General features: G+C 69.5%; 19 protein-coding genes. 7 read left to right on the top strand and 12 right to left on the bottom strand.

From position 1 onward, the window contains the following. Positions 1 to 89: 89 nt before the first annotated feature. Complete coding sequence (locus ACGFW6_RS33455) at positions 90 to 1,049, top strand: oxidoreductase (RefSeq protein ID WP_393518407.1); 960 nt, start codon at positions 90 to 92, stop codon at positions 1,047 to 1,049. 177 nt (positions 1,050 to 1,226) lie between these two features. Here ACGFW6_RS33455 and ACGFW6_RS33450 read toward each other — a convergent pair whose 3' ends face one another. Then, positions 1,227 to 1,640, bottom strand: a complete 414-nt coding sequence (locus ACGFW6_RS33450; protein ID WP_393518404.1) for a hypothetical protein — start codon at positions 1,638 to 1,640, stop codon at positions 1,227 to 1,229. Positions 1,641 to 1,770: 130 nt separating this feature from the next. On the opposite strand from ACGFW6_RS33450, the gene ACGFW6_RS33445 reads away from it, so the two are divergent. Continuing rightward, positions 1,771 to 2,532, top strand: coding sequence for a PIG-L deacetylase family protein (locus ACGFW6_RS33445; protein WP_393518401.1), 762 nt, complete (start codon positions 1,771 to 1,773; stop codon positions 2,530 to 2,532). Between the two features lie 23 nt (positions 2,533 to 2,555). Here the strand turns inward: ACGFW6_RS33445 and ACGFW6_RS33440 are convergent, their stop codons facing one another. Continuing rightward, on the bottom strand, positions 2,556 to 2,903 hold the full coding sequence (locus tag ACGFW6_RS33440) for a DUF1330 domain-containing protein (protein WP_393518398.1): 348 nt from the start codon (positions 2,901 to 2,903) through the stop codon (positions 2,556 to 2,558). Positions 2,904 to 3,175: 272 nt separating this feature from the next. Between ACGFW6_RS33440 and ACGFW6_RS33435 the strand changes: the two genes are divergently transcribed. From ACGFW6_RS33435 to ACGFW6_RS33425, 3 genes are all read left to right on the top strand, one after another. After that, positions 3,176 to 3,958, top strand: coding sequence for a trypsin-like serine peptidase (locus ACGFW6_RS33435; RefSeq protein ID WP_393518395.1), 783 nt, complete (start codon positions 3,176 to 3,178; stop codon positions 3,956 to 3,958). 36 nt (positions 3,959 to 3,994) lie between these two features. Then, positions 3,995 to 5,002: an NlpC/P60 family protein gene (locus ACGFW6_RS33430; protein WP_393518392.1), complete on the top strand. Its 1,008-nt coding sequence runs from the start codon at positions 3,995 to 3,997 to the stop codon at positions 5,000 to 5,002. Positions 5,003 to 5,198: 196 nt separating this feature from the next. After that, entirely contained in the window at positions 5,199 to 5,909 is a 711-nt protein-coding gene (locus ACGFW6_RS33425) for a phosphatase PAP2 family protein (RefSeq protein WP_393518389.1), read from the top strand. 86 nt (positions 5,910 to 5,995) lie between these two features. On the opposite strand, the gene ACGFW6_RS33420 is transcribed toward ACGFW6_RS33425, so the two are convergent. From ACGFW6_RS33420 to ACGFW6_RS33410, 3 genes are all read right to left on the bottom strand, one after another. After that, entirely contained in the window at positions 5,996 to 7,597 is a 1,602-nt protein-coding gene (locus tag ACGFW6_RS33420; RefSeq protein ID WP_393518386.1) for an FAD-dependent oxidoreductase, read from the bottom strand. A gap of 439 nt (positions 7,598 to 8,036) precedes the next feature. Continuing rightward, positions 8,037 to 9,035 carry an anion permease gene (locus tag ACGFW6_RS33415; RefSeq protein ID WP_393518383.1) on the bottom strand — a complete coding sequence of 333 codons (999 nt, stop codon included), beginning with the start codon at positions 9,033 to 9,035 and terminating at the stop codon, positions 8,037 to 8,039. Between the two features lie 7 nt (positions 9,036 to 9,042). Beyond that, complete coding sequence (locus tag ACGFW6_RS33410) at positions 9,043 to 9,663, bottom strand: DUF47 domain-containing protein (RefSeq protein ID WP_030951199.1); 621 nt, start codon at positions 9,661 to 9,663, stop codon at positions 9,043 to 9,045. A gap of 235 nt (positions 9,664 to 9,898) precedes the next feature. Between ACGFW6_RS33410 and ACGFW6_RS33405 the strand changes: the two genes are divergently transcribed. After that, positions 9,899 to 10,276, top strand: coding sequence for a metal-sensitive transcriptional regulator (locus tag ACGFW6_RS33405; protein WP_393518380.1), 378 nt, complete (start codon positions 9,899 to 9,901; stop codon positions 10,274 to 10,276). Between the two features lie 34 nt (positions 10,277 to 10,310). Here ACGFW6_RS33405 and ACGFW6_RS33400 read toward each other — a convergent pair whose 3' ends face one another. Together ACGFW6_RS33400 and ACGFW6_RS33395 are read right to left on the bottom strand one after the other, a co-directional pair. Next, on the bottom strand, positions 10,311 to 10,487 hold the full coding sequence (locus ACGFW6_RS33400; RefSeq protein WP_393518378.1) for a hypothetical protein: 177 nt from the start codon (positions 10,485 to 10,487) through the stop codon (positions 10,311 to 10,313). A 110-nt stretch (positions 10,488 to 10,597) separates the two neighbouring features. Next, positions 10,598 to 11,434, bottom strand: a complete 837-nt coding sequence (locus ACGFW6_RS33395; RefSeq protein ID WP_393518375.1) for a hypothetical protein — start codon at positions 11,432 to 11,434, stop codon at positions 10,598 to 10,600. A 126-nt stretch (positions 11,435 to 11,560) separates the two neighbouring features. Here ACGFW6_RS33395 and ACGFW6_RS33390 point away from each other — a divergent pair, with 126 nt between their 5' ends. Further along, positions 11,561 to 11,740 (top strand): hypothetical protein, encoded by a 180-nt coding sequence (locus ACGFW6_RS33390; RefSeq protein WP_393518372.1) that lies wholly within the window; start codon positions 11,561 to 11,563, stop codon positions 11,738 to 11,740. 153 nt (positions 11,741 to 11,893) lie between these two features. Here ACGFW6_RS33390 and pstB read toward each other — a convergent pair whose 3' ends face one another. The 5 genes from pstB to ACGFW6_RS33365 all read right to left on the bottom strand — a co-directional run bounded on the left by pstB (position 11,894) and on the right by ACGFW6_RS33365 (position 16,688). Beyond that, complete coding sequence (pstB, locus tag ACGFW6_RS33385; protein ID WP_393518369.1) at positions 11,894 to 12,670, bottom strand: phosphate ABC transporter ATP-binding protein PstB; 777 nt, start codon at positions 12,668 to 12,670, stop codon at positions 11,894 to 11,896. Between the two features lie 54 nt (positions 12,671 to 12,724). Beyond that, positions 12,725 to 13,786 (bottom strand): phosphate ABC transporter permease PstA, encoded by a 1,062-nt coding sequence (gene pstA / locus ACGFW6_RS33380; RefSeq protein WP_393518366.1) that lies wholly within the window; start codon positions 13,784 to 13,786, stop codon positions 12,725 to 12,727. Then, positions 13,783 to 14,784, bottom strand: a complete 1,002-nt coding sequence (gene pstC, locus ACGFW6_RS33375) for a phosphate ABC transporter permease subunit PstC (RefSeq protein ID WP_393518363.1) — start codon at positions 14,782 to 14,784, stop codon at positions 13,783 to 13,785. Before pstC ends, pstA begins: the two co-directional genes overlap by 4 nt. A 101-nt stretch (positions 14,785 to 14,885) precedes the next feature. Continuing rightward, positions 14,886 to 16,019, bottom strand: coding sequence for a phosphate ABC transporter substrate-binding protein PstS (gene pstS / locus ACGFW6_RS33370; protein WP_393518360.1), 1,134 nt, complete (start codon positions 16,017 to 16,019; stop codon positions 14,886 to 14,888). A gap of 246 nt (positions 16,020 to 16,265) precedes the next feature. Continuing rightward, positions 16,266 to 16,688 (bottom strand): NUDIX hydrolase, encoded by a 423-nt coding sequence (locus ACGFW6_RS33365; protein ID WP_393518357.1) that lies wholly within the window; start codon positions 16,686 to 16,688, stop codon positions 16,266 to 16,268. Positions 16,689 to 16,700 lie beyond the last annotated feature (12 nt).

The raw sequence follows: 16,700 nt of genomic DNA, 5'->3' as shown, positions 1-16,700 counted from the left end.
GTAGCTGAATGTAGTCGTCGTCATCATTGTTGGCGTCGCCACCATTGTTGTCATTGACAGCATTGTTGGCGACGCCTACATTCGTTGGTATGGCTGACAACGCGAGGACCAAGAGCAAGAGCAAGGCGTGGGACGTGGGCCGACTGCCCGATCTCACCGGGCGCACGGCCGTCGTCACCGGGGCCAACAGCGGTATCGGACTCACCGCCTCCGCCGCGCTGGCCGGTGCCGGCGCACATGTCGTGTTCGCCGTACGGGACCTGGAACGGGGCCGGAAGGCGGCGGCGAGCGTGTCCGGCAGCACCGAGGTGCGGCGGCTGGACCTGGCGGACCTGTCGTCCGTGCGGGAGTTCGCGGACGGCTGGGAAGGGCGGCCGCTCGATCTGCTGATCAACAACGCGGGCGTGATGATGCTGCCGCAGCAGCGCACGGCGGACGGCTTCGAGATGCAGTTCGGCACGAACCATCTGGGCCACTTCGCGCTGACGAACCTGCTGCTGCCGTACGTCACGGACCGGGTGGTGACGCTGTCGTCCGGCGCGCACCGCTGGTTCAACGCGCGGATCCGCTTCGAGGACCTGGACTTCACGTCCGGGTACGACCCGAACCGCGCGTACGCCCAGTCGAAGCTGGCGAATCTGCTGTTCACGCTGGAGCTCCAGCGGCGGCTGGCCGAGGCCGGTTCACCGGTGCGGGCCCTCGCCGCCCACCCGGGCTACGCGGCCACCAACCTGCAGAGCCATGCGGGCAACCCCGTGATGCGCGCGTTCATGAAGATCGGCAACCGCGTCTTCGCCCAGGGCGACCACGCGGGCGCGCTGCCGACGCTGTACGCCGCGACGCAGGACCTGCCCGGCGCGAGCTATGTCGGGCCCGACGGGCTGGGCGAGATGCGGGGCGCGCCGACGCTGGTCGGACGGAGCGCGGCGGCGAGCGACCCGGACGTGGCCCGACGGCTGTGGACGGTCTCCGAGGAACTGACGGGGGTGAGCTGGCCGTTGGGAGCGCCTGAGTCGGCGGCGGCCCGACGGGCGACGGCAGAGCGCTGAGGCACCCCACCGCCGTCGCCGGCCCCCGCACGACTCACGGGTACGGCAGCTCCGTAAGGCTTACGGCTACGGCAGTTCCGTAGGGCTCGTGTCTACGCCGGCTCCGTACCGCTTGTGCCCACGGCCACTCCGTATGGCTTTACGGCTACGGCGAGCTCACCGCCGGGCCCGTATCTCCTACGACTCCGGCTGGGTCACCGTCAGAGCCCAGCGGACGTCGTCCGATGACGCGTCGACGCCGATCGTGAAGGAGCCGAAGTGCACCACGCCGGGGTCCATCGTCACCGAGCCCACTCCGGCCTCCCCGACCGGGCAGTCGACGGAGAACGCGGCGACCTCCGTCTCCTGTGACATCGTCACCCGCACATCGCCGCCCCCTTCGCACGCCACCGTCAGCACGGTCGGCAGCCCCTCCCACGCCCCACCGGACGCGACACCGCCGTCCCCCGTCTGCTCCGGCACCCACACCAGGCCGTCCGGACCGGGATGCGGCAGCAGCACATCGTTCGCCGCGGCGGGACCCACCGCCACACCGGTCAGCGCACAGGCCACGAGCGCCGTCACCGCAAGGACGCGGCTGGTTCGTCTCACGATTCGTTCCCCCTGAACTCGGTTCGGTCGAAGGCCGGTTGGCCGACCGCCGCACAGTCTGCCGGGCCGGATGACCTCGCGCCTGAGTTTCCGTACTCAGGGGTAGGCCGTGGACGGAGGTGGTCGACCGATGGCGATGCCCAGCCTGCTCGGCGTGTTCGCGCACCCGGACGACGAGGCCCTGTTGTCGGGCGGCGTACTGGCCCAGCACGCGGCGGCCGGCGCGCGTACCGCCGTGGTGACGGCGACCTGGACCCCGGACACGCGGCGCGGCGCCGAACTCGCCGAAGCGCTGCGGATCCTGGGCGCCGGTGAACCGAGGATGCTCGGCTACGCCGACGACCGGGTGCCGCACTCCGCCCCGGGCAGCCCACGGCTGTGCGCCGCGCCGCTGGACGAGGCGGTGGGCCGGCTGGTCGCCCGGATACGGCGGTTCCGCCCGCGGATCGTGATCACCCACGACGCCCACGGCGGCCTGACCGGCCACCCCGACCATGTGCACACCCACCGGCTGACCGTGCTCGCCGTCGGGGCCGCCGGCCTCGAACGGCTCTACCCCGACGCCGGCACCCCCTGGCAGCCGAGCGCCCTCTACCTGGTCACGCACCCGCACTCGGCTCTGGACGCGCTCGGCGAACTGGCCCGCGCGGGCAAGGGCATGAACACGGTCCCGGACGAGTGGGTCACCGCGACCGTCGACGTGCGGCCCTGGCTGGAGCGGAAGTGGGCCGCCGTACTGGCCCATCGCAGCGAGGTCGAGCGCGGGGCGGCGCCGGGTCTGCTGGCCGGCTGCGCGCCGGCCGTGCGGGAAGGGATTCTCGGCACCGAGTGGTACATCCGGCAGCAGACGGGCGCCTCGCCTCTGTCGGGCCGGACCGGGCTGACCGTCTGAGGCGCCGGGGCGGTGCCGGGCCGTTATTCGGTGGGCAGGGTGCTTCTGAGGGTCTTGGCCGTGGTGGTGGCGTCGTAGCCGTCGGGGACTCCCTCGACCAGGATGATGTCGCCCTCGATGTGCCGGGCGCGCAGGGGCGCGATGGCCTGGTAGGCGGGTGAGTCCCACCAGGTCCGCGCCCGTGCGATGTCCGGGAAGCCGATCACCACGACGTGGCCGGGCCAGCTGCCCTCCTTCGTCTCGTGCGGCGTGCCGTGCACCAGGAAGCGGCCGCCGTACGGCTCGAAGGTGGCGGTGATGCGCTCGATGTACTCGGCGATCTCCGGGTGCGGGGCGGCGTCCCGGAGGTGGGCGATGACGTAGGCGGGCATGGTGTCCTCCCTGTCGGTCGGGCTCGGTCCCTCTGGCGACGATCGTGGCAGGCACCCCCCGTCCACGCGATGACCCGGGAGGTAATGCCCCGGGCGAGGGGACCAGGGAGAGAACGGCAGCGAGAGGAAGGGCCTTGGCCGAGGCATTGGCCGAGGCGTTGTCTGAGGTACTGCCTGAGTACGACCTCCCGGTCACGGGATTCCCGGCCCCTCACACCACCGGCCCCGGCGTCTGACGCTTCTCTCACCTTCGTCGGTCACCATGAGCCCCGATGCCCCGGACCCAGCACACCTCGCGCCTGCCCCGATACGCCGCCCTCGTCCTGCTCGCGCTCCCGTCGGCCTCCGCCGCGGCCGTCGACGCCGGTACGGGACCTCTCGGCGTGACCGTCACCGCGGCGGCGACCGCGCGGAGCGTGCGGGTCGGTGCGCTGTTCGTGGCCGGGCGGGGCGACCACCCGCGGGGCGGGCACTTCTGCACCGCGTCCGTCGTGCACAGCCCCCGGCACGACCTCGTCGTCACGGCCGCGCACTGCCTGGACGGCAAGACGGAGCAGCTCGTGTTCGTGCCCGGATACCGGGACGGCGTGGCGCCGTACGGGGTGTGGACGGTCGGGAGGTGGTTCCTGCCGCAGGGGTGGACCGCGGGCCGGGACGAGGACAGCGACGTGGCGTTCGCGGTGGTGGACCGGCGGGGCGGCGAGGGCGTCGAGGACGTGGTCGGGGGGAACCGGTTCGCCGCCGGCACGGTCACGGGTGCCACCGCCGTGACTCTCACCGCCTACCTCAACTCCCGCGAAGAGCCGGTGAGTTGTACTGATCTGCCCCGACCTGATCACCGTACGCAGCAACGCGTCTCCTGCCCCGGCCTCGGCGGGGGATCGAGCGGGAGCCCGTGGGTGAACGGGGACGGGCAGGTCGTGGGGGTGCTCGGCGGGCACGAGCACGGCGGGGCCACCGCCGACGTGTCGTACAGCGTGGTGTTCGGGGCCGAGGCGGCGCACTTGTACGACGAGAGTGCCGGTTGCCGCGAGTCCCATGTGGGAAGCTCCTAGACTGACGCGGGCGGACTCCCGGCAGGCGAGGGGCGGTTGACGGTGCGTAAGGCATGGATCGTGGCGGGTGCCGCTCTCGCGGTGGGCCTCAGCTTCGTGATGCTGCTCGTCGTCGGCGTTTTCATCGTCGCCGGGAACCTCGCCGGCGGGGTCGGCGGAGCGTCGAAGGCGCTGGCCAAGGGCGCCGTGCCGGCCGCCTACCGGGACATCGTGCAGAAGTGGGGCAACCTGTGCCCCGCCATCAACCCCGCGCTGCTCGCCGCCCAGCTGTACCAGGAGAGCGGCTTCAACCCGAAGGCCCAGAGCCCGGCCGCCGCGCAGGGCATCGCCCAGTTCATCCCGGGGACGTGGGCCACGCACGGGATCGACGGCGACGGCGACGGCGACCGTGACGTCTGGGACCCGAAGGACGCGATTCCGTCGGCGGCGTCGTACGACTGCAGTCTCGCCTCGTACGTGAAGGACGTTCCCGGCGACGCGACGCAGAACATGCTCGCGTCGTACAACGCCGGGGCGTACGCGGTCATCAAGTACGGGGGCGTGCCGCCGTACAAGGAGACCCAGAACTACGTGAAGACGATCACGACGCTTCAGGAGAGCTTCGCCGCGCCCGTCAGCCGGGTGGATCCCAGCAAGCAGGCCGCGGGGGCCATCTACTACGCGCAGAAGAAGCTCGGTACGCCGTATCTGTGGGGCGGCGAGGGTTCGGCCGCGGACGGCGGTCGCTTCGACTGCTCGGGGCTGACGCAGGCCGCGTACGAGAGTGTCGGGATAACGCTGCCGCGCGTGGCCAACGACCAGTGGAACGCGGGGGCGCATCCGGCCAGGGACGAGCTGCTGCCCGGGGATCTGGTGTTCTTCTCCGACGACCTCAACAATTCCCGTGCCATCCGCCATGTGGGGATTTATGTGGGCGGCGGGTACATGATCGACGCGCCGAGAACAGGTGCTGTGATCCGGTTCGACCCGATCGACACCCCGGACTACTTCGGGGCCACCCGGGTGACCGAAGATGGCGCGAAAGCGCTGCCCACGACGGTGTAGACGGAGCGTGAACCCACCCCCTGAGCTGCGGCGATGGGTCTCTCTTCGATAACGTCTGCGTGATCATTCAGTGGAGTGTGGAACGTATCAACAGGGGCCGTGCGTTCCTGGTTTCGTAGCCGGATCTACAACCACGGGGGTGGGCGGAACGGCGTACGCAGGATGCGCCGAGAGACGATGAAGGGGCCGCGGCATCATGGCTGGACTCGCAGAATCCGGGTCGAACCCCGACGTCGAGCTGCTCTACGACATCAATGGCCTGGCCAAGGACGCGCCGCGGTGGTTCGACCGGGTCATGGAGTACGTCGGTGAATACGGGGTGCTGCTCGCCCTGATCCTGCTCGTGGTGTGGTGCTGGTGGTCCGTGCGGCGGCGCGGCGACGAGGATGCCGCCCCGTCCGTGGCCGCGCTCGTGTGGGCACCGCTGGCCGCCGCGATCGCCGTGCTCGTGAATGTGCCCATACGGGGTTTCGTCGAGCGGCCCCGGCCCTTCAACGATCACCAGGGGCTCGAAGTCCTGGTGAGCGGCAAGACCGACTACTCCTTCGTGAGCGATCACGCGACGATCGCCATGGCCCTGGGCGTCGGGTTGTTCGTCGCCAACCGGAAGTTCGGGCTCGCCGGCATCGGGCTGGCGCTGCTCGAAGGTTTCTGCCGGGTCTACATGGGCGTGCACTACCCGACCGACGTCGTCGGCGGCTTCGCCCTCGGCACCGCCGTCGCCCTGCTGCTGTCGCCGCTGGCCATGGCCCTGCTGACGCCGGTCATGTCCGCGATCGAGCGGTCGTCGCGCGGCGCGTGGCTGATCAAGGCGCGGCGGCGGTCCGGGGAGGGCGGGCAGGAGGCGCTGATTCCGGGGGCCCGGAAGGAGAGCGCGGGGGCTGAGGAGCGGGATCTGGCGGCCTGACGGCGTTGTTGGGGTTGGGTGAGGGGCGGCGCCGGGTGCTGCTTCGGGTCCCTGCTCCGCGTACGGCTTCGGCCCCCCACGTCCCGCTACAGGGCCTGGGGATAGGTGAAGAAGCCCTCCGGGTCGTACTGCTTCTTCAGCTTTGACAGGCGGGTCGCCGCGTCCCCGTAGTACGCCTTGCGCCAGTCCCGCAGGGACGGGTCGGGGTAGTTCTGGTACGCGGCGCCGGAGGCGTACGGGCGCATCGCGTTGTGGGCCGACGTCAGCCAGGACTGGGCCGTGGAGCCCGTCGCGCCGGCGCCCCAGGAGACTATGTACTGGGCCAGCATGCGGGAGCGGCGGTGCACGAACGCCGTCGACGTGGGGGAGACCCGGTTGACCGCTCCGCCGAGGGCCGTGAGGGCGATACTGCCCGCGCCGCCGCGGACCGACTGCATCTGCTTCATCAGGGTCTGGATGCCCGTGGCCGAGATCGAACGGTCGAAGAAGTCCGACTTCGCGGCGTATGTCTCGCGGTTCAGTGCGCCCTGCGGGGAGCGGCCCGGGGTCGCGCCGGGGAGGTGGCACTGCGCGTCGGTGCTGAAGGACGAGCAGCCGGCGTAGATCTCCATCGCCTCCTCGTAGGAGTGCCGCTTGAGGGAGACGCTGCTCGCGGGGCCGGGGCCGCCGGGGCGGTCGGCCAGGCGGTCCACCGCGTTCTGGAGTTCGCGGTAGGTGCCGAGGGAGAACGCGGCGACGGAGATGGTCGGTCGGCCGCCCTCGCGGCCCGACAGGTGCAGGGACGACCAGATCTCGTCGGGCTGGCTCGGGCCCCACTCCTGGAAGGACTTGATCAGCGCGGCCGCCTTCGACCAGGGCCAGGTCATGTACGCCGTGACGCCCTGGGGGGCCGGGTGGGTCCTGAAGTGCAGTTCCGTCACGATGCCGAAGTTGCCGTTGCCGGCGCCGCGCAGGGCCCAGAAGAGGTCCTTGTTGGTGGTGGCGTTGGCGACGAGCTGCTTGCCGTCGGCGGTGATGAGCGTGGCCTGGGTCAGGTTGTCGCAGGTGAGGCCGTACGCGCGGGAGGTCACGCCCTGGCCGCCGCCGAGGGTGAGGCCGGAGACGCCGACGGTGGGGCAGGAGCCGGCGGGGATGGTGGTGCCCTTGGCGGCGAGGGCGCGGTAGACGTCGATGAGTTTGGAACCGGCGCCGACGACGGCGGAGTTGCCGGAGGCCCGTATGCGGTTGAGCTTGGAGACGTCGATGATCAGGCGGTTGTTGCCGGAGGACCAGCCGGCGTAGGAGTGGCCGCCGTTGCGTATCGCGACCTTGAGGGCGTGGGCGCGGGCGTAGGCGAGGGTGGTGCGGATGTCGTCGGGGTGGGCGACGTAGGCGACGGCGGCGGGCTTCAGGGTGTCGAAGCGGGTGTTGTAGAGCTGGTGGGCCGGTTTCCAGTCGGCGTCGCCCGGGCGGATGAGGCGGCCGTCGAGGTCTCGGGCGAGGGCGGTCCAGTTGGCGGGGGCGGGGGCGCCGGCGGCGGATTTGCCGGTGGTGGTGCCGGTGGCTTGGGTGCGGGTGGAGGTGGCCGTGGTGTTGCTGCCGCCGTTGCCGGCTGTGCCGCTGCCGTTGGTCTCGCTGCCGTTGCAGGCGGTTGCCGTCAGGGCGGTGAGGGCTGCTGCGGTGCCGCCGATGAACGTACGCCGTTCCATGTCGCCTCCTGGGGTTACGTGGAACGAGACGGGGTGGTGCGGGGTTGGGTTCCCTCGGGCGGCGGTCGTTTGCGCGGGCCTGTGGATTCTCGCCCCCGCCGCCCCTACCCGTCCCATCTCCAGGGGCGCCGCCCCTTCGACCCCGGCACACCCCTGGGGGCTGCCGCCCCCAGACCCCCGCATCGGCCTGAACGGCCTCGTCCTCAAACGCCGGACGGGCTGGGTGGGGTGCGGGCGGGATGGCTTGAAATCGTCCCTTGACACCGTCGCAGGAACGGCGAGCCTCAGGCAGTAAGCACAGCGGCGGCGGCGACGCCGGACAGCAACGGCCAAGGCCCCGCGGCGGCTACGCCTGGCGGCAACGGCAACGGCAACGCAGTGGCGACGGCGACGGCGGTGGCGGTGGCCATGCCGATGGTGGTGTGCCGGCCGTGGCGTTCTACAGGAACGCCAGGTTCACGATTCCGAATGCCCCCGCTGCCACCAGCGCTGCTGCCGGCATGGTGATGAACCAGCCGAGGACGATGTTCTTGGCGACGCCCCAGCGGACCGCGTTCACGCGCTTCGTCGCGCCGACGCCCATGATGGCCGAGGTGATGACGTGGGTCGTGGAGATGGGGGCCTTGAAGATGAAGGCCGTGGTGAACATGATCGACGCGCCGGTCGTCTCGGCGGCGAAGCCCTGCGGAGGGTCGAGTTCGATGATCTTGCGGCCCAGGGTGCGCATGATGCGCCAGCCGCCGGCGTACGTGCCGAGGGAGAGCATGACCGCACAGACGATCTTCACCCAGACCGGGATCGGGTCGCCGTAGTCCTCGACGTCGGCGATGACCAGGGCCATCACCACGATGCCCATGGTCTTCTGCGCGTCCTGGAGGCCGTGGCCGAGGGCCATACCGGCGGCGGAGACGGTCTGCGCTATGCGGAAACCGCGCTTGGCCTTGTGGGGGTTGGAGCGGCGGAACAGCCAGAGGATCGCCGTCATGACGAGATAGCCCGCGAGCAGACCCACGATCGGAGACACGAACATCGGGATGACGACCTTCTCCAGGACGCCACTCCAGTACACCGTCGTCCCGCCGGCCAGCGCCGCGCCCACCATGCCGCCGAACAGGGCGTGGGAGGAGGAGGACGGCAGGCCGTAGTACCAGGTGATGAGGTTCCAGGTGATCGCGCCCACCAGTGCCGCGAAGAGGATGCCCATCCCCTTCGAGCCCTCGGGTGTCTGGATCAGGCCCTCGCTGACGGTCTTGGCGACGCCGGAGCCGAGGAAGGCGCCCGCGAGGTTCATCACCGCGGCCATCGCCAGCGCCGCGCGCGGCGTCAGCGCCCGCGTGGACACGGACGTCGCGATCGCGTTCGCCGAGTCGTGGAAGCCGTTGGTGTACGTGAAGAAGAGCGCGACCGCGATGGTCACGACCAGGGCAAAGGTGTCCATGAAGGGCTCAGGACTCCTTGACGGCGATGGTCTCCACCGTGTTCGCCACGTGCTCGAAGGCGTCCGCCGCTTCCTCGAGCACATCCACGATCTGCTTGAGCTTCAGCACCTCGATCGCGTCGTACTTGCCGTTGAAGAGGTGGGCGAGAAGCTTGCGATGTATCTGGTCGGCCTGGTTCTCGAGGCGGTTGACCTCGATCCAGTACTCCGTGAGGTTGTCCATCGTGCGCAGGTTCGGCATCGCCTCGGCCGTCAGGTCGGCCGCCCGTGCCAGCACCTCGATCTGCTGCTCGACGCCCTTGGGGAGCTCCTCGACGTTGTAGAGGACGACCAGGTCGACGGCCTCCTCCATGAAGTCCATGATGTCGTCGAGGCACGACGCGAGGTTGTAGATGTCCTCACGGTCGAACGGCGTGATGAACGAGGAGTTCAGCTGGTGGAAGATCGCGTGTGTGGCGTCGTCACCTGCGTGTTCCGCGGCCCGCATACGCTCTGCGATCTCGGCCCGGCCGGCGGTGTCCGCCCCGAGCAGTTCCATCAGGAGCTTCGAGCCCGTGACGATGTTGTCCGCGGATGCGGCGAACATGTCGTAGAAGCTCGTCTCCCGGGGGGTCAGACGAAATCGCACGTGGGGTCCTCAAGAAGCATCGGTTTCGGTCAGGCTGATGCTAAGTGCATCATCCGGCCACGGCTAATGGGCCGTCCTCCAGTGTCGCCCATGAGGCACAGTGGTCGGCACGGGGGCTGCCCAGTGGTCCAGTCCAACGGCCGTTCGCGGCATCGGCCACAGGCCCTATACCCAGCAAAGTTCGGTACGATATACCCAGTAGGGGTATAGAAGCGGTTTACGTCTGGAGGACGCGATGACGACCACCGAGGCCGGCGCCGGCACGACCTCCGGCGCGGACCAGAGTCTGGAACCGGCCGCCGCGGAGGTCGTGACCGATCACGACCGGGGCGTGCACGGCTACCACAAACAGAAGGACGAGCACCTCAAGCGACTGCGCCGTATCGAGGGCCAGATCCGGGGCCTGCAGCGCATGGTCGACGAGGACGTCTACTGCATCGACATACTCACGCAGGTGTCCGCCTCGACCAAGGCCCTGCAGTCCTTCGCGCTGCAGTTGCTGGAGGAGCATCTGCGCCACTGCGTCGCCGACGCGGCCCTCAAGGGCGGTGCGGAGATCGACGCGAAGGTGGAGGAAGCCACGAAGGCCATCGGCCGGCTCCTGCGGACCTGACCCCGCGCCTGGTCCCGCGGATGTGACAGACGGCTCACTCGGCCGACGTGTCCCTTTCCTCCGCGACCCGCAGCACCTCGTCGATGCTCTCCAGGCTGAGCCGGTCCTCCCGGGCGGCCGAGGCCGCGATGATCAGTTCTCCGCACAGCTCGATCTCGGCGAGGGCCACGTGGTCCTGAACTGCCGTACCGCCGACCGGAGCCACGTGCATCACCTCTTCTCTGCCGTTACCGACTTCCTAGAGTAGGGAGCGGCCTACGCACCGCGCATGGCACGGACGGGCTAGTTCTTGACGTCCGTCACGCGCGCACGCACCGACTCTCACTCCTCGGCGATCTTGCCGGCGTAGATGTCGTCGCGGTCGGGCAACCGTACGTCGACCGGGGCCCCGAAGTCGTACAGCAGGGTGGTCGAGGCGACGGCGACGGCGTCCTGCTGCTGTCCGTTGACGAAGCTGAAGCGGTGTCTGACCTTGCGGATCCGGCCGTCCTCGTCGAGGAAGACGTCGAAGGGGACCTGCTCCGTGGCGAACCCTTTCGCCGCCGCGGCCAGCGCCTCGGCGTTCCCGTCGGACGCCTTCCGGGCGGCAACACGCAGGTCAGCGGTACCGCGGTAGTGCCGCACCGGCGTACCGGCGACCTCCTCCTCGCCCACGTACGTCGCCGTCCGCGCCCCGCGCAGCACCTCGGCGGCGGCGAACGGGTCGGTGGCCCCGCCGGTGACGAGGTTGCCGTCGGACAGGGACCGGGTGTCGACGCGCACCCACTTGTCGGAGGGCACCCCGGCGCCGCGGTTCTTCATGAACAGGGCGCCGGGAGCGAGAAGCTCCGTGATCGGCCGGTGCGCGGTGGCGCCCGCCGGGTCCTGCGGGAGCAGCACCTTCAGCCGTCCCCGCTGCCTGCGGAAGTCGTAGACGCCCTCGCCGCGGATGGTGACGCGGGTGCCGCCGGTGGCCATCTCCATCGACGTACGGGTCTTGGAACTGGGGGTCCCGGCCAGGGTGTCGGCGGCGCCGCGGACGATCTGGACCGCGCCCTCGCCGTGCGCGTCCTCGGCGGCGGCTCCGCTTTGCGCGCATCCGCTGCCGGCGAGGCAGACGCACAAGACGCCAGCCGCAACGCCCGCCCCATGTCTTCTGTGCTGCTGCCGCTCCGTCATCGCCTGCCTACCCCCAGCCGGTACGTCCGTCACGGGCCCCCTGTCGTTCCGGTTAACGACGAGTAGGTGCCCCCGTCACGCACGCTGCGGGGGTTGCGCCTACTTGCCTTGGGTAACGTTGTCGGCGTGGCGCAGAAGGATGGACCGACCTCACCTACGAAACAGGGCGACCTCTCCGGCCACCGCACCTCGATGGTCGAGAAGGGCCCGTTCTGTTCGGCTCACTGCACCTGCGGCTGGCGAGGGCCGGCGAGACGGGCGCGGAGCCTCGCACGGTCGGACGCGGAGGTCCACGTACGGGGCTGAGGGCGTGGTGTGCGGGTCGCGCGGCAGGCGTACCCGTCCGAACACAGATGCGGGCCCGCCCCCCGGGAGCCGGGGGGCGGGCCCTTTATCTGCCTCGCGGTGGCACCGCCATGCAGCACCGCGAGGGGTTCGTGTCGCCCGAAGGCGGTTCGATCAGCCGAAGCGGCCGGAGATGTAGTCCTCGGTGGCCTGGACCGACGGGTTGGAGAAGATGCGCTCCGTGTCGTCGATCTCGATCAGCTTGCCGGGCTGGCCGACGGCGGCGAGGTTGAAGAAGGCGGTGCGGTCCGAGACACGGGCCGCCTGCTGCATGTTGTGCGTCACGATGACGATCGTGAAGCGCTCCTTCAGCTCACCGATCAGGTCCTCGATCGCGAGCGTCGAGATCGGGTCGAGGGCCGAGCAGGGCTCGTCCATCAGCAGCACCTTGGGCTCGACCGCGATGGCGCGGGCGATGCACAGACGCTGCTGCTGACCGCCGGAGAGGCCGGAGCCCGGCTTGTTCAGGCGGTCCTTGACCTCGTTCCAGAGGTTGGCGCCCCTGAGGGACTTCTCGACGATGTCGTCCAGCTGCGACTTCCGGTAGGAGCCGTTCAGCTTGAGGCCGGCCGCCACGTTCTCGTACACCGACATCGTCGGGAACGGGTTGGGGCGCTGGAAGACCATGCCGACCTCGCGCCGCACGGTCACCGGGTCGACCCCGGCGCCGTACAGGTTCTCGTCGTCGAGCATGACCTTGCCCTCGACCCGGCCGCCGGGGGTGACCTCGTGCATGCGGTTGAGGGTGCGCAGGAAGGTGGACTTGCCGCAGCCGGACGGGCCGATGAAGGCCGTCACGGAGCGGGGCTCGACGGTCATCGAGATGTCCTCGATGGCACGGAACGAGCCGTAGTAGGCGTGGAGGCCGCTGACGTCAATTCGCTTGGCCATGGGTATCACTGCTTCTTTCGGATCCGAGTCGCTGACTGTTCACACTTGGCCGCGTCAGCGACCGGTCTTGGGGGCCTTCCAGCGGGCCAGAGCCCGGGCCGCCAGGTTCAGGATCATCACGAAGATGATCAGCGTGAGGGCCGCGGCCCAGGCGCGGTCGATGCCCGCGTCCGAACCGGCGCTCAGCGAGTACTGCTGGTAGATGTACAGCGGCAACGACGCCTGCGGACCCTCGAAGGGGTTGTTGTTGATGAACGGGTTGCCGAACACCACCAGCAGCACCGGCGCGGTCTCACCGGCGATACGGGCCACCGCCAGCATGATGCCGGTGGTGATGCCGCCGATCGCGGTCGGCAGGACCACCTTCAGGATCGTGCGCCACTTCGGGATGCCGAGGGCCAAGGATGCCTCACGCAGCTCGTTCGGGACGAGCTTGAGCATCTCCTCGGTGGAACGGACCACGATCGGCAGCATCAGGATCGTCAGCGCGAGCGCGCCGGCGAAGCCGGAGAAGTTCAGGTTGAAGGCGAGCAGGATGCTGAGGATGAACAGACCGGCGACGATCGACGGGATACCGGTCATCACGTCGACGAAGAAGGTGACGGCACGGGCGAGCGCACCGCGCCCGTACTCCACCAGGTAGATCGCGGTGAGCACACCGATCGGCGCGGCGATCAGGGTGGCGATGCCGACCTGCTCCAGGGTGCCGATGATGGCGGCGTAGACGCCGCCGCCCGGCTCGGAGTTGCCGACGACGCCCATCGAGTGGCTCAGGAAGTATCCGTCGAGGACCTTGATGCCGCGCTGGACGGTCGCCCAGATCAGCGACGCGAGCGGTACCACGGCGAGCAGGAAGGCGACCCAGATCAGCGAGGTCGCGATGCGGTCCTTGGCCTGGCGGCTGTTCTCCACGCGGGTGGAGATGACATACGTACCGAGGACGTAGAGGATCGCGGCGATCAGACCCCACTGGATCTTGCTCTCGATCCCGGTGGCCAGGCTGAGGCCGATGGAGACCGCGAGCGAGCCCGCGGCGATGCCGAACGGGGCCCACTTCGGCAGCTGGCCGCCCTGCAGGGAGTTCGGGCGCTTGGCGGTGACGGCTGAGTGGCTCATGCGTTGGCCCCCGAGTACTCCTTGCGACGGGCGATGATCATGCGGGCCGCGCCGTTGACAAGCAGGGTGATGACGAACAGGACGAGGCCGGAGGCGATCAGCGCGTCACGGCCGAACTCGTCCGCCTCGGGGAACTTGGCGGCGATGTTCTGGGCGAACGTGCCGCCGCCGCCGTTCAGGAGGCTGAGGTGGATCAGGAAGTCAGGGGAGAGCACGGTGGCGACGGCCATCGTCTCGCCGAGCGCGCGGCCGAGGCCGAGCATCGAGGCGGAGATCACGCCGGAGCGGCCGAAGGGCAGCACGGCCATGCGGACGACCTCCCAGCGCGTGGCGCCGAGGGCCAGGGCCGCCTCCTCGTGCATCTGCGGAACCTGGTTGAAGACCTCACGGCTGACGTTCGTGATGATCGGCAGGATCATGATCGCGAGCAGGATCCCGACGGTGAGCATCGAGCGCGCCGGGCCTTCGTCCCAGGAGAAGATGCCGGTCCAGCTGAAGTAGTCGTTCAGCCAGCTGAACAGGCCGTCCATGTGCGGTACGAGGATCAGGGCACCCCAGAGGCCGTACACGATGGACGGTACGGCGGCGAGCAGGTCGATCACGTAGGCGATCGGGCCGCCCAGCCGGCGCGGGGCGTAGTGGGTGATGAAGAGTGCGATGGCGACGGCGATCGGGACGGCGATGAGCATGGCGATGATCGAGGAGATGATCGTGCCGTAGGCCAGGACCGCGATACCGAAGACCGGCGGCTTCGTGCCGGTGTTCCACTCGAAGGTCGTGAGGAAGTTGCCCTCGTCCTCGCTGATGGCGAGGATCGCGCGCCAGGTGAGGAAGGCCGCGATCGCGGCCATGACCACGAGCAGGAAGATGCCCGACCCTCGGGCGAGACCGAGGAAGACCCGGTCTCCGGGGCGGGTGGCGCCGCGGGCGGCACGCTTGCGCTCGCCCTCGGTCGGCTGGGGCGCGGGGGGAGGTGTGTCTTGTGTGGTTATGTCCATCGGGTTCTCCGGTCTGCGGAGCCGTATTCGGTGTACGACTCCATGGCGGCGGTGCACCGGACGGTGCGGCCCGGTCCTGGTGGGACCGGGCCGCACTCAGGTCAGCTCAGTTCCGAAACGGTCGTGCGGACCTTGGAGATGATGTCGGCGGGGATCGGGGCGTAGGAGTTGTCGGCGAGGATGCCCTGGCCCTCCTCGCTGGCGATGTAGGTCAGGAACGCCTTGACGGTCGGCAGCGTCTCGGCCTTGTTGCCCTTGTCGCAGACGATCTCGTAGGTGACCAGGGTGATCGGGTAGGCGCCGTCGGCCTTGGTCGTGTAGTTGATCTCGAGCGCGAGGTCCTTGCCGGTGCCGACGACCTTGGCGTCCGCGATGGCGGCCGTGGCGGTCTCGGAGGAGGGCTTGACCGGCTCGGCGGCGCCCGTGTCGATGGCGACGGACGAGAGGTCCTTGGCGTAGGACTCCTCCATGTAGCTGATGGCGCCGGAGGTCTGCTTGACCGCCTGGGCGACACCGGAGGAGCCGGACGCGGCCTGGCCGCCCGGAGCGGTCCACGCCTTGCCGCCCTCGAACTTCCAGTTGTCCGGGGTGGCGGCCGTCAGGTACTTGGTGAAGTTGTCCGTGGTGCCGGACTCGTCCGAGCGGTGGAACGCCTGGATCTTGGTGCTGGGAAGCTTCGCGTCGGGGTTCAGCTTCTTGATCGCGGCGTCGTCCCAGGTCTTGATCTGACCGCTGAAGATCTTGGCGATCGTCGGCGCGTCGAGGACGAGGTTGTCGACACCGTCGACGTTGTAGGCGAGGGCGATGGCGCCGCCGACCATCGGGAGGTCGATGCCCTGGCCGCCGTCCGTGCACGCGGTCTTCTTGGACTCGGCGACCTCGTCGGGCTTCAGCGCGGAGTCCGAGCCGGCGAAGGCGACCGTGCCCTGGTTGAACGCGGTGACACCGGCGCCGGAGCCGCCGCCCTTGTAGTTGATCTGAACGCCCTGGCAGGCGGCGGAGAACTGCTTGACCCAGGCGTCGATGGCGTTCTTCTGCGCGGACGAGCCGTCGGCCAGCAGCTGGCCCTTCGCGTCGTCGCACTTGATGTTGCTCGCACCGGCGCTGGCCGACGAGTCGCCGCTGCCGCTGGTGTTGCCGGTGTCGTCGGAGCCGCACGCCGTGAGGGCCAGGGCGCCGGAGACGGCGAGAGCGCCGAGAGCGAGGACGCGCCGGTTCTTGCGCTGAAGCTTCACTTGAGGGAGTTCCTTCCGGGAGCCGCCGTCCTGAATTCCGGCGGCGTGCGAAGAATGGGCGATGCGGACGCGTCCACCGAGGTGCGGCCCGTCATCTTGCACGGCCGAAATTAGGCAGATCAGGTGAAGGCGCCGAAGGGCATAAATGAACGACGGGTGAACCCCTGGGTACGGCTGGGTGAGGTAACGGAACGCTTACGTTGAGGACACGGGTGTATTCCGAGGCTTTGTCGGGGTTGATTCGGACTATGCCAGCCGGAGCGCCAGCAGCAGGGCGTCCACGAGGGACCGATCCCTCGGTTGGGTCAGACGCGCTCGGGCCGCCACAGGGGGGAGCCACAGGACCCGGTCCACCTCCGTGTTGGGGGCGAAGGCGCCGGGGCCCGCCTCGGCCGCCCAGTAGCGGACCTCCTTGGGCCGGCCGTTGGCCGGGTACCGCAGCGTCGGCAGCTCGGCGCCGGGGTCGGCGGAGTGCCCCGTCTCCTCCAGCACCTCGCGCAGCGCCCCCACAAGGGGGTCCTCGCCACGTTTCAGCTTGCCCTTGGGGTGCGACCAGTCGTCGTACTTCGGTCGGTGGACCAGGCATATCTCCAGCTCACCGTCTACCGGCGAACGGCGCCACAGGACGCAGCCGGCCGCATGGACGGTGAGGCCCTTCGCGTCAGTCACCGGAAGTCTGCC

It is taken from the genome of Streptomyces sp. Y7 (genome assembly GCF_043195415.1).
GTDB lineage: Bacteria > Actinomycetota > Actinomycetes > Streptomycetales > Streptomycetaceae > Streptomyces.
This window is presented reverse-complemented; position numbering and strand designations above follow the sequence as displayed.